9 protein-coding genes and 5 pseudogenes are annotated in these 12561 nt (G+C 67.6%); 12 read left to right on the top strand and 2 right to left on the bottom strand.

Annotated elements, in window-relative coordinates:
• Positions 1–242: 242 nt before the first annotated feature.
• From OG811_RS09860 to OG811_RS09820, 9 genes and pseudogenes are all read left to right on the top strand, one after another.
• A pseudogene (locus OG811_RS09860) lies at positions 243–320 on the top strand (response regulator transcription factor); the annotation flags it as partial.
• Between the two features lie 605 nt (positions 321–925).
• Positions 926–1339: a hypothetical protein gene (locus OG811_RS09855; RefSeq protein ID WP_406073582.1), complete on the top strand. Its 414-nt coding sequence runs from the start codon at positions 926–928 to the stop codon at positions 1337–1339.
• Between the two features lie 580 nt (positions 1340–1919).
• On the top strand, positions 1920–3173 hold the full coding sequence (gene ltrA, locus OG811_RS09850) for a group II intron reverse transcriptase/maturase (protein ID WP_406073580.1): 1254 nt from the start codon (positions 1920–1922) through the stop codon (positions 3171–3173).
• Between the two features lie 261 nt (positions 3174–3434).
• Positions 3435–5264, top strand: a pseudogene (locus OG811_RS09845) (IS1380 family transposase).
• 153 nt (positions 5265–5417) lie between these two features.
• Positions 5418–5510 (top strand): annotated as a pseudogene (locus tag OG811_RS09840) (50S ribosomal protein L28); the annotation flags it as partial.
• Positions 5510–5661, top strand: a pseudogene (gene rpmG, locus OG811_RS09835) (50S ribosomal protein L33). The pseudogenes OG811_RS09840 and rpmG, both read left to right, overlap by 1 nt.
• 118 nt (positions 5662–5779) lie before the next feature.
• Positions 5780–6478: a hypothetical protein gene (locus OG811_RS09830; RefSeq protein WP_406073578.1), complete on the top strand. Its 699-nt coding sequence runs from the start codon at positions 5780–5782 to the stop codon at positions 6476–6478.
• Positions 6479–6502: 24 nt separating this feature from the next.
• Positions 6503–8509, top strand: coding sequence for an ATP-binding protein (locus OG811_RS09825; RefSeq protein ID WP_406073576.1), 2007 nt, complete (start codon positions 6503–6505; stop codon positions 8507–8509).
• Positions 8506–9174 carry a response regulator gene (locus OG811_RS09820; RefSeq protein ID WP_406073574.1) on the top strand — a complete coding sequence of 223 codons (669 nt, stop codon included), beginning with the start codon at positions 8506–8508 and terminating at the stop codon, positions 9172–9174. The genes OG811_RS09825 and OG811_RS09820 overlap by 4 nt, the downstream gene beginning before the upstream one ends.
• Before the next feature lie 111 nt (positions 9175–9285).
• Here OG811_RS09820 and OG811_RS09815 read toward each other — a convergent pair whose 3' ends face one another.
• On the bottom strand, positions 9286–9594 hold the full coding sequence (locus OG811_RS09815; RefSeq protein ID WP_406073572.1) for a hypothetical protein: 309 nt from the start codon (positions 9592–9594) through the stop codon (positions 9286–9288).
• Between the two features lie 74 nt (positions 9595–9668).
• Between OG811_RS09815 and OG811_RS09810 the strand changes: the two are divergent.
• Positions 9669–9929 (top strand): annotated as a pseudogene (locus OG811_RS09810) (DinB family protein); the annotation flags it as partial.
• 199 nt (positions 9930–10128) lie between these two features.
• Here OG811_RS09810 and OG811_RS09805 read toward each other — a convergent pair.
• Positions 10129–10380, bottom strand: coding sequence for a hypothetical protein (locus tag OG811_RS09805; RefSeq protein WP_406073570.1), 252 nt, complete (start codon positions 10378–10380; stop codon positions 10129–10131).
• 346 nt (positions 10381–10726) lie between these two features.
• Here OG811_RS09805 and OG811_RS09800 point away from each other — a divergent pair, with 346 nt between their 5' ends.
• Entirely contained in the window at positions 10727–11914 is a 1188-nt protein-coding gene (locus OG811_RS09800) for a sensor histidine kinase (RefSeq protein ID WP_406073568.1), read from the top strand.
• Entirely contained in the window at positions 11911–12558 is a 648-nt protein-coding gene (locus tag OG811_RS09795) for a LuxR C-terminal-related transcriptional regulator (RefSeq protein ID WP_406073566.1), read from the top strand. The genes OG811_RS09800 and OG811_RS09795 overlap by 4 nt, the downstream gene beginning before the upstream one ends.
• Positions 12559–12561 lie beyond the last annotated feature (3 nt).

Below are 12561 nucleotides of genomic sequence, written 5' to 3'. Positions count from 1 at the left end.
CTGACGTCGGAGCCGCCGGTGAGCCGGTACCGCGCGCGAATCGTAGTGCATTGGCGGGCACTGCTGCCGGCTCTCCAGTCACGTTCGGTAGCCAACAGCAGGGCGTGTGAGGGTGCCGAGAGGGACTTCACTAACGCTGCGCTAACAACGCCCGCGCATACTTTGGCGAGCGGTCGAGCGGTCGAGCGGTCGAGCGGTCGAGGGGTCGAGCGGTCGGTCCGGTCGGTCGAGGAGGTGGCGGGGTGCGGGTCCTGGTCGTGGAGGACGAGGAGTTGATGGCCGACGCCGTCGCCGAGGGGCTGCGGCAGGAGGCCACCGCGGAACTTGCGGCCGAGCTGCTTCTGCCCTGGCCGCCTTGTGCAAGGTGGTCCTCAAGGAGCGCATGACCGACGAAGCGGTCGCCGACCTCTACGACGGCAGCCATGTAGTTGCACGCTGGCGCAGGAACGGAGCACGAACCGTCGCTGAGCGCACAGCCGGCACGTGAGCCGGGTTCAGGACACGTCAGTAGCCTCAGCGGCATCCCGTGCCCGGTGCTTAGCCTCGGTCTTTCGTACGTCCAGCAGACTCGGAGGTGAACGGTGTAGTTGGCCTTGGGCTGAAGGGGAGTGGCCGTACGGAGCGCCAAGCGATGATGGCGAGGGCGCGGTCCAGGATCTGCTGGAACTGGTCATGACTGGCGGCCTGTCGGGCGGCGGGGGCGTCAAGCCAGTGAGCTTGGACGAAGCCCTCGTCCCGGGCCGGCGTTGTGGCGGTGGTCGGTGAAGGCGTATGCCTCCTGTCCGAGGTACGCGCCGTAGCGAGTATCGGTCAGGCTGACTTCCTCGGCCACTTCCCGCATGGCTGCTCCCTCTCGGTCAAGATCGTGTGAGACACCCCGTGTGACTGTGGGGTGATGACCTGAGGGCGGGGATCGGAGATCCTTGTGAGCGTGTCCACTTCATCTGACAAGCAGCCGGCGTCGGCCGGTGACGGGGTCGATCCGGCGCCGAAGCCGTCGCGTCGGGCGTTCAGCCCGGCGTACAAGCTCGCGATGGTCGCCGCGTACGAGAGCGCCCCGAACGGAGAAAAAGGCGCTCTGCTGCGCCGGGAAGGCTTGTATTCGTCGCACATCATCGAATGGACACGGGCTCGTGACGCGGGCCTGCTCGGCAGACCAGGCCGGGAGACCGATTCCGGAACGGCGGGAACGGGACGGCCGAAGAGGAAGAACAGTGAACAACTCGAGCTGGAGAAACTACGCCGGCAGAACGAGAAACTGCAGGCCGATCTGAAGAAAACCCGGATGGCACTAGACATCATGGGAAAAGGTGTGCCACGAACGCGGGAGGCTGCTTGAGGTAGTTGGTAGCTGAGCGCGGTGCTGCATGGCAGATGTAGGACTTGGGCCCTTCGGAGCCGCCCTGCGGGGGGAGGCTTCAAACCGCCACATGCTGCGGGAGCGGTGACGCGACCGTGGTGAGCGACTGTGGAAAAGGCGTCCATGAGGCGTCAGGTGGGGATCAGGAAGACGGAGCGCAGTCCTCAAGTGAGGATCGCTGTTGACGCGTCGTTATTGATGAAATGGCATCGAAACCGGGTGTTACTTTTTGGCCCGGGATGAGTCTGGCGGAAACCCGTTTACTGGCCAGGCGGTGCCCGGCGTGGAGGCGACGTGAGCCTGGTCTGCTGCTGCCGTGCGGAACGTGGGAAGACACACTCCGATGCTTCAACCTGTCCCCTTTGTCGGGCCCGGTTGTGTAAGGGAGCCTTCCAAGCGGACAACCCGCGAGGAACTGAGTACCGATGCGGGGTGTGTTGGCGGACCGGTTCGTAGTAGTGGTGAAGCCCCTGCTGGGCGCGGTGGGGGTGGAGCGAAGGGGCCGGATTGTCCGTGGTTCGTTTGTTCGGTCAACCAGGAATGTGCTGGGAGGAACTGTGTGAGCGAGCTGAAGTCACAGATCAAGCCGTTCGACATTTCGAAACGGGACGTGTGGGAGGCGTACCTGAAGGTCAAAGCCAACAAGGGCGCTCCGGGGGTGGATGGCTGCACGATCGAGGAGTTCGAAGAAGATCTGAAGGGAAACCTTTACAAGATCTGGAATCGGATGTCCTCGGGTAGTTACTTCCCGCCTCCGGTGAAGGGTGTGGAAATCCCGAAGTCGCATGGCGGAGGGGTCCGTCTACTCGGGGTGCCTACGGTCGCTGACAGGATCGCGCAGACGGTGGTAGCCGGGCATCTGGAAAAGCGGGTGGAACCTGTGTTCCACCCGGACTCCTTCGGCTACCGGCCCGGAAGGTCGGCTCTGGACGCGGTCGGGGTATGCCGACGGCGGTGCTGGGACAAGGATTGGGTCATCGACCTCGATGTCTCGAAATTCTTCGACAGCGTCCGCTGGGACCTCGTCGTCAAAGCGGTGGAAGCCCACACCGATGCCGCATGGGTAGTGTTGTATGTGAAGCGGTGGCTTGCCGCACCGCTTCAACTATCCGACGGCACCTTGCGGCAGCGAGACCGAGGCACCCCGCAGGGGTCTGCGGTCTCGCCTGTGCTGGCGAATCTGTTCCTGCACTATGCGTTCGACCAGTGGCTCGCCCGCAATTTTCGGGACGTCCAGTTCGAACGCTACGCCGATGACGCGGTTATCCACTGCGGAACCGAGCGTCGAGCCCGTGAAGTCCTGCGGGCGGTCGGCGACAGGATGGAGGAGGTCGGGCTGCAACTGCACCCGGCCAAGACCCGGGTCGTGTACTGCGGAAGAGACCGACGCCGCGACGATCTCGTGGCGACGTCGTTCACCTTCCTCGGCTTCACGTTTCAGCGCCGCGCAGCACGGGACAGGAACGGTAAGATATTCACCTCGTTCCTGCCAGCGGTCAGCAAGGACGCCCTCAAGAAGATGAGTGCGGAAGTCCGCTCCTGGCGGCTCCACATGCACATCGGCTACACCTTCACCGAGTTCGCACGTTGGATCAATCCGATCGTGCGTGGCTGGATGCAGTACTACGGGGCGTTTTACAAAACTGAACTGTATCCCCTCCTGCGGCGCATCAACTACTACCTGATGCGCTGGGTCCGGAAGAAGTTCCGGCGGCTGAAGACATTCAACAAGTTCCATCGGCGGTGGAAGCAGATCACCAAGGCGTATCCGCTTTTCTTCGTCCACTGGAAATGGGTCCACTCGATCTGGTGATCAGGACGATAAGAGCCCGGTGACGGGAGACTGTCACGCCGGGATCTGTGGGAGCCCGGGGGTGAAATTCCCCCGGGCGACCCGACCACACGCGCTCTTGGCGGAACTGTCCGAGAGCGCGGACGAGCAGATACCGCCGAAGAAGTCCTGACCGCCACGTTCGAACAATTGCGGGCCGCTGAGATTGCGGTGCAAAGAGCGTGCACCCTGACCGGGATCTCGCGGGCGACCTACTACCGCAAGGCGAAACCGATCGGGCCGATGCATGGCCCGTGGCTGCCGCGGACCCCGCCACCACAGACGCTCAGCCTGGCCGAGCGGGAACAGGTCCTGGCGGTGCTGAACGCGCCCGGGTATGCGGATCTGGCGATCCCGCAGGTATGGGCGCGGGAGCTCGACGAGGGCCGGTACTGGTGTTCGATGTCCACGATGTATCGGATCGCGCGGGCAGCGGGGCAGAGCCGGGAACGACGCCGGCAGGCCACCCATCCGCCCCGGGTGCGTCCGGAGCTGGTCGCGACCGGCCCGTCGCAGGTGTGGTCCTGGCCTCGCCCGTTCAGAGTGGAATTGATGCATCGAGGGCGACAAGGGAAAGGTGCTCCTGACCTGCAAGGATGTGAGTGTCTACGTCATATCCAGGGCAGAATCGGGTGCACCTTTCCGGTGAGTAAGAGTAGTGGGTGGGATCAGCGGCTGCAGGTCGCCTCGGGTGGTAAAGGTCTGGTCGGTCACGCTGGCGCGATCTTGCTGCGGCGGTGCGCGGATCGGACCGGTCTGACCGGCGGGTTGAACAAGGTCCTGCCGAGGGGGAAGGGTCCGGGCTGGTGGGACCGGGGCACGGTCCTGGTCTGTCTAGCGACATCGATCGTGCTCGGCGCGACGAGTATGTCGGATATCAGCCTGCTCGCTCATCAGGCTGTGGTGTTCGCTGATCCGCCGTCGGAGGCGACCGTGCGCCGGGCTCTCGCCGGGTTGGACACGGCGATGCTGGGCCGGATCGCCAAGGCCAGGGCGAAGGTCCGGGCCCGGGTCTGGGACCTGCTCGCTCGCCGGCCGGAGGGCTTCCCGTGGCTCGTGGTCGCGGGAAAGGTGCTGACCGGGTGGGTGGTCATCGATCTGGACGCGACTCTGATCACTGCTCACAGTGACAAGCAGAACGCGGCGGCCACGTTCAAACGCGGTTTCGGGTTCCACCCGCTCGGTGCGTGGTGCGCGAACACCACCGAAAGCTTGGCCATGCTGCTGCGCCCGGGTAACGCCGGTTCGAACACGGTCACCGACCACATTCGCGTGTTGGGCGACGCGATCGCCCAGCTGCCCGTGCAGTACCGGCGCAAGATCCTCATTTGGGTCGATGGCGCCGGCGCCACCCACGACCTGCTCGAACACATTGAGCAGATGAACCGGTTGTGGCGCACCGTGAAGTTCACCGTCGGGTGGACGATCACCGAGACCCACGAGAACGCGATCGCAGCCCTGCCCGCGCACGCCTGGACAGACAGCCTTCTGTAGGACGGCACCGCCACCGATCAGGCCCAGGTCGCCGAGCTGACCGGTCTGAGCGAACGCGTCGACAAGTGGACCAGCGGTCTACGGCTGATCACCCGACGCACCCGGCCCGCCGCCCGGCACCAGAAGAAACTCACCGACCTCGAGAAGAAGACCGGCTGGCGGTACGCGATCGTCGCCACCAACATCAGCCGGATCCACGCCATACCAGGCTCGCATCACCCGCAGTTCCTCGACGTGCTGCACCGCTCGCACGCCGGGGTCGAAGACCGTGTACGGACGAACAAGGCCATGGGCCTGCGCAACCTGCCATCGAAGTCCTGGACCGTCAACCAAGGGTGGGTCCTCACCTGCAATATCGCCGCCGACCTCGCCGCCTGGACCCGACTCCTCGGCCTGCACGACCAACCTGAGCTCGCCCACGCCGAACCCGACACCCTGCGCTACCGGCTACTGCACCTACCCGCGAAACTCGCCACCCACGCCCGCCGACGAACCCTGACCATCGCCGACACCTGGTCCTGGGCCGACGCGTTCCTCCTCTGCTGGCAACGCCTCGCCCTGCCAGCCTTAACGACCTGACCCATCCCCACGGCCCCCGCCAGGAGAAAGAGACCGCCCCCGGTCAGGAGACCCGGCGCGCCCGCAGCGACACGCGGCCAACCCGCACTCACCAGCGAGGGACAAAACGGTCAAGCCGAACCAGACAGGCAGGGATCAAAACCCTCTGACGGATTGAGGCTGACGGCCAAGGCACTCAAGACCGTGGACCGCAAGGGCATCGAGAAGGTCGTCGCCGAGCTGCGCGCCCAAGGGATGAAGGTCTGATGGCCCGACAGACCGACGTCCGGCCGATCGTGCGGCTGCGCAGCACCGCCGGCACTGGCTACACCTACGTCACCCGCAAGAACCGCCGTAACGATCCGGACCGGCTGGTCCTGCGCAGTACGACCCCATCGTGCGCCGGCACGTCGAGTAAGCGCCGGAACAATCCCGGACCGCCCGGGACTGCCGACCCTGCCGCCCGGGCGGGGGCGCGCGCCAGTGTGGCGGGTGGATGCGGGAAGGGCCCGCACCTTGCCCTAGATAGGGATCGCATGACGACAGTCGAGACATTGCCCGCGCCGCTCGTGACCTCTCCGCGACCGGTCTCCGTCGGCCGGCGAACCGCCCTGGTCGCGTTGGCCGTCGGCGCCGTCTTCAACCAAGCCGCCTCAGTGCTCGCCACGATGTTCAACTCCGGTGACACGAGTGCCGCCGGCTACACGGACGCGATCGACGAACGCGGGCTGCTGGGTGTGCTGGGCGCGTTGGCCAATGTGGCCGGCATTCCATTGATGCTGCTCGGCCTGATCGGTCTGCTGCAGTACAGCGGCCGGCGTGCCCCGGTCGCCGCGCGGATCGGCATCATCGCCAGCACGGTCGGCTTCATCGGGTTCTTCGCGATGTCCGCGTCGCTGGCCGCGCTCTACGATCTGGCCCGGCCGCTCGAGCCCGCGCAGTTGGCGCCCGTGCTGGCCGCGTTGACAGGGGAGAGCGGCGGGATGGCCTTCCCGATCTTCCTGGTCAGCTTCCTGCTTGGCTCCGCGGTGGGGATGATCGCCACCGCGATCGCGCTCTGGCGTTCGCGGTCGGTGCCGCGGTGGCTGCCGGTGGCGTTGCTGGTCTTCCTGGTGGCCGACTTCGTCGTACCCGACCTGGGATGGTTCGACGCGCATGTGATCTTTGTCGTATTCGCGGTGGGTGCCGCCGTGGCGATCGCGCGGACTCCTGACCGCGACTGGTACGGAGTCTGAGGCTCGACTACGGTGCGGACCATCATGGCCATGCCGGAAGCGCCGCTCGCGGTACAGACCGCGGGCGGCGCACGTAGATTGCGGCGGGCAGTTGTCGTCGGTTGGCTCGGCACCATCCTCGGGATGGTCCTCACCGCCGCCGGGCTGGCGGTGCATCAGGTGGTGCCACCAGCGGATCGGGTTGACTTCTGGGGTACACCCCAGCCGATGGTGGGGCTCTTTGCGGGCGTGGTGGGCGCGCTGATCGCGAACCGCAGGCCAGGCAACCGGGTGGCCTGGTTGCTGGTCGTCAGCGGTGCCTTGGCAGGCGTCTACTGCGCCGCGCTGGCCTTCACCGAATATGGTCAGGTGGCCGCCCCTGCCGCGGCCTGGTTGCCGTGGACCGGCTGGGTCACCACGTGGTCGTGGCTCCCTGTGCTGCTGATCTGCCTGGTGGTGCTGCCTCAGGTCTTCCCGGACGGGGTGACCCTGCCTGGGGCGTGGCGGTGGTGGTGGCGGGCCACCCTGGCGATCGCTGTTCTGGTGGCCGGGGTGCTGGCCCTGGCCCCCGAGGCGACGCAGTTCCCCGGGCTGGCGAATCCGTTGATCGTGACCGGCGACGCGCGGTGGCTGAGCCAGGTCGGCGCTGTCCTGACCGTGGTTTTCGGGATCATGGCGGCTGGATCGATCGCGAGCATCGTGGTCCGCTTCCGCCGTTCGAGTTCCCTGTTGCGGCGTCAGATCGGTCTGGTGAGCATCGCCTCGGCGGTCCTGATCGTCAGCGATTTCGCCGATCCCCGCTGGCTTGCCAGCCTTGCCTGCGCGGGTTACCTGGCGGCGGTGCTGGTCGCGGTCGCTCGTTACCGGCTCTACGACATCGATCTGCTGGTGTCGCGCGGCGCGGTGGGCTTCGGCCTGGTGGTGATCCTCGGTGCGTTGTACGCCGTGACGGTGGCCGGAGTCGGCGCGCTGGCCGGGAGGATCGTCGGACCGGGCATGGTCGCGTTCGCCGGTGCGCTCGTTGTCGCCCTGGCGTTCGCGCCGATCCGCGATCGGATCCGCCGGATCGTCGACCGGGCATTCTCGCTGGGTCGGCCCGACCCGCGCGACCTGCTGGCGTCGGTGACGAACCTGATCCGCGACGCGCCAAGCCCGCGACAGGCGGTGGACGAGGTCGTCGAGCTCCTTGGCGACCAGTTCTCCGGCCGGGTGGTGTGGATCGAGATCGGTGCTGCCGTCTATCTCGCCGGCGACCCGCCGGGGGACGGCGCGGTGACGGTGCCCCTGCGCTGGCAGGGCCGGGAGGTGGGGCGCGTGATGCTCGCCGCTGACGTTGACGCCGACTGGGTGAGCTCCGTGGACCGCCGGACGCTGGCGATCCTGGCGCCGGCGCTCGGAGCCCTCGCCCAGAATCTGTTGGTGACTCGCGACCTCGACCTGTCCCGCCAGACCATCATGTCGGCTCGGGAGGAGGAGCGCCGTAGGCTTCGTCGAGATCTCCACGACGGACTAGGGCCGTTGCTCGCTGGTGCGGCCATGTCGATAGACGCGGCCTGCGCCGTCAGCGCACCCGGACCGGATCGGCAACTACTCGACGACGCGCGTAGCGATGTGCGGCGAGCGATCGGCGACATCAGGCAGCTCGTCTATGGCCTACGACCTGCCACATTGGACGATTTGGGCCTGGCCGGCGCCATCCGCTCGAGCATCCCCACGGGGCGGCTCGCGTTGACCGTGGTGGCCGATGACCTCGACGACCTGCCGGCCGCGGTCGAGGTGGCCGCGTTTCGCATCACTCAGGAGGCGCTGACCAATGTGATCCGGCACGCAGGTGCCCGATCGGCCGAGGTTCGGCTGCGCCGGTCGGCGCGGGAATTGCGGATCGAGGTGGTGGATGACGGTTGCGGTGTACACCCCGGGCAGCCGCGCGGCATCGGCTTGAATTCCATGCGTGAACGGGCAGCCGAGGTCGGCGGCCGGCTCACTGTCGGCCCGGCTGAGAGCGGCGGCACCCGGGTGTGGGCCGTCCTCCCGTGCGCGGTGCCATCATGATTCCCGACGCCGAGAACCGGCAGCCCGAGGCGATTCGGGTCGTCATCGTCGATGATCACCCGGTCTTTCGCCGCGGCCTGCAGGCACTGCTGGAGGCCGCGGGGGTCCGAGTGCTCGCGTCGGCCGGGGACGGTGAGGCCGGGCTGCGGGCGGTGCGGGAGCACGCGCCCGACGTCGTTCTCATGGACCTCCATATGCCCGGCATGAATGGAATCGATGTCACGCGTCGTCTGGTGCGGGAAGCGCCGGACGTGAGGATCTGCGTGCTGACAATGTTCGATGACAATGACTCCGTCTTCGCCGCCATGCGGGCGGGTGCGCTGGGCTACCTCCTCAAGGGCGCCGATCAGGACGAGATCATGCGCGCGGTTCGGGCGGTGGCCGCCGGCGAGGCACTCTTCGGGCCGTCGATCGCCCGGCGAGTGCAGGCCTTCTTCGCCGGTGGCGCTTACTTGAGAGCCCAGCCGTTTCCTGAACTCACACCGCGCGAGCGCGAGGTCCTCGAGTTTGTCGCGGCCGGCCACGACAACGCGATGATCGCCGGCCGACTGGGCCTGAGCATCAAGACGGTCCGCAACAGCGTTTCGTCGATCTTCGCGAAGCTTCGCGTGGTCGACCGTGCGCAAGCGATCATCCGGGCCAGAGACGCGGGCCTGGGCGGTTGACCACACCCGATCAGCCAGGGCCACCACGAACCCTGGCCAGGTTGAGGTCAAGCTGTTGCCGACTGCCCCGCGAGGGCGGCCCGCGCGTCGCGGACCGCCCTCGCGGTCAGATCAGCAGGGCTCGTCGAGGTCGGGGCCACACGTGCGCGGCTGACCCGGACCACCGATGTACTGCGACGGCACGGGGATGACGAAGCCCTTGCCGCCGACCCGCGCCAGCGCGGCCACCACGTACGCCTGCCAGCTTTGCTGAGGGCTGATGACGGTCATCGTCGGTGTGCACTGGTCCGGTGTGGTCAGCGCCAGGGGGCTGCCGCACGCGGGGCCGCCCTCCTGCGTCGGCACGTACCCCCGCAGCACTTCTGCGTCGATGACCGCACCCGCGCACGGTTCCTCTCCGGGTGCCGGCTTGACGGCCATACTGCAGACCAGCGCCAGGGTCGCCTGGATGGTCTGCGGGTCGGGCTGGTCCTGCTCCTCACACGCCTCGCCCTCGTCCTGGCCTGGACCGAGCGGCGGCCCCCAGTCTCGACGAGGTGCTGGCCGCGCGAGACGTGCAAGGCGCTGAGCTAGAGCGTTGGCTGTCGACGGTGACGGCCGATCAGCTCTCGGCGCCCGCGCCAGTGCCGGCGGGCCCGGGTTGGCCGCCGTATGCCAGGGGGAAGTCGGTGCTGGAGTGCGTTCAGGTGGTACTGGACGAGGAGTGGGCGCACCACGGTTTCTGCGTTCGTGACCTCGATCTACTCGGATCATGACCCTCGCCACGAGGTTGCGTGCGACTAGCAAGGATTCACTCTCATGCCGCTGACCGAGCGTCACGCACGGTAGTCGTCGGGCGTGCAGCTCGACTTCCGGTCGTGCCGATGAGCGGTTGCGTCGGGAGCGGTCGACCAGCGTGCGGCTGGCATGCCGACGGATAGACGAAGGGGGTCGTTCTCGGGGCGTTCCCCGGACTCAGTCAGCAGGAAGACCTCTTGTACCGCTGTGCGTCGTCAGCACCATTCGTAGCGACCCGGCGTGCGTGACGACGCCGAGAATCCGTTCGTCCCGGACCTGCGTCGTCATCGTCGGTCCCCAGAACGCGACTGCGGACGGCGTGTCGGGCTCGGATGTCCCCAGGTTGGTGATCTTCAGGTCGGCGGTGGTGGCGGCGAGCATCGCCGCCTCTGCCTGCAAGGCGTCGGCGGGGTTGAGCGAAGCCAGCATGAGTGCCGAGTCGCGGGCGGCGTCGCGTGCTGCTCGCAGTTGCGCCGTCGCGTCCTGCGCGAGGGACCAGAGTGTGCCGTCCGCGGGTGCCCGCAGAACCACAAGCTGACGCAGCCGGACGGCCAGGCGTGGATCGTTGCCGTAAGCCTCGTCGCCGGCCGCCCACCGCCAGGGATGGCCTTTCTATGCCGACCGTAGCCAAAAATCCAGAAAGTCGGGCTACCGACGGATGCTGGGCGATGCCGGTAACCGCGGGGCAACATCATGATCCATGGAACTTCTACGGTGGCCGCTCCGCGTTGCGACCGCGACGCTACTGTGCGGACCGCTGCTGGCGTTGTACTGGATGGATCCCTGGGAGCTGGCCTGTCTCGCCGTCACCGGGGTCTTGCACGTCGAGGTGGGACTGCGGCTATGGCGGGAGCGCCCCGACAACCGCATCGGGCTGCTGCTGGTGGCCTGTGGCCTGGTGTGGCTGTTGGACGCCTGGGGTCGCGCCGCCCTGCATCCCCTGTTCACCGCCGGCCTGATGCTGAGCATCGTGCACGACCCGATGCACCTGCACGTCGGTCTCATCGTGTCGTCGGGCCGGCTGCGGGGGCGGTGGGAGCGGCTCATCGCCTCGGCCGGCTACGCCTACTGGCCGGTGATCGTTGTCGGGGCGATGGCAGCCGGGACGCTGAGCAGCGGTTATCTGCTGCACCTGCGGGCGTTGTCCTATCCGCTGGTCGGCGTGTTCCTCGCCGGGTTGTTCATCGTGCGGTATCGCCGGGCCGGCCGCGCCGAACGGCATGTGTACGCTCCGTTCTGGGCTGCGTTGGCAGTCAACGGCCTGTGTACGGCGATGCTGAGCACTGTCACCTACGGCTCCGGGCACTGGCCGACCACGCTCTACGCCCTCGGTGCGGCGCTGATCCCGGTCGGGGCCGCGCTCAGCATGCACCGCGCCGAGCGCCGCCACCTGCTCCGGGCTCGCGACCGGGAACGCCGCCGGGTGGAGCGTGATGTGCACGACGGAGTGCAACAGCGGCTGCTCGCCGCCGCCATGATGCTGCGGCAGGACGATCCCGCGCTGATCGCGCGCGGCGCGACAGAGGTCGACCAGGCGATTGCCGATCTGCGCGATCTTGTCCGGGGTATGAACCCGGCGGTCCTGGTGTGCCACGGCCTGTCCGGGGCAGTGGCTGCCATTGCCGAGCGCGCCGCGGTCCAGGTCCTGGTCGACGATCGGGTCAGCCACCTCACGCTGCCCGAACCGGTCGCGGTCGCCGCCTACTTCGTCACCATGGAGGCGGTTACGAACAGTGAGAAACACGCCCGGGCGGGCCGGGTGTCCGTCACGCTCGCCACCAGCGGGGGCCGGGTCGAGGTCACCGTCCACGACGACGGGATCGGCGGCGCGCTCGCGGTGCCGGGCGGAGGGCTGCACGGCCTGCGGGAGCGTGTCGAGTCGTGCGGCGGGACCCTGCGGGTGTCGAGCACCCGGGGGCGTGGCACGGCTGTACACGCCGTCATGCCATTCGCGGCGTCATGACCAGAGCCGTTCTGGCCGACGACTCCGTACTGCTGCGCAGCGGCCTGGCACTGTTGCTGGAGCGGCACGGCATCACCGTCGCGGCCGAGGTCGGCGATGGCGAGCAACTGCTGGCAGCTGTCGCCCAGCACCAGCCGGACATCGCGATCGTCGACATCCGCATGCCGCCCAGCTTCACCGTGGAGGGCGTCCGCGCTGCGCTGGCCGTACGCCGTCGTCACCCCGGCGTCGCCGTGCTGTTGCTGTCCCAGCACCTGGAACACCGCGAGGCTCTGGCCCTGCTCCAGAAGCCCGGCGGCGGGGTCGGCTATTTGCTCAAGGACAGGATCACCGATGTCGCCGGGTTCCTTCGCGACGTGCGCGAAGTCGCGGCGGCAGGCACGGCGATCGATCCGATCGTGGTCGACCGGCTGTTGCGCCGGCCTCGCGTGTCAGGTGGTATCGGCCTGCTGTCACCGCGTGAGCGTGAGATCCTGGCCCGGATGGCGGCAGGTCGGGCCAACCTGGGCATCGCCGCTGACCTCCACCTCTCCGAGCGCACCGTGGAGACCCACGTACGCAGCATCTTTGCCAAACTCGGTCTGGCCGACGAGCCGGACACCCACCGGCGGGTGCTCGCGGTGCTGACCTTCCTGGCGGACTGACTG

Source organism: Micromonospora sp. NBC_01638, assembly GCF_045209745.1.
Classification (GTDB): domain Bacteria; phylum Actinomycetota; class Actinomycetes; order Mycobacteriales; family Micromonosporaceae; genus Micromonospora.
Note: the sequence above shows the minus strand (reverse complement) of the source record. Positions and strands in the feature narration are given on the sequence as shown.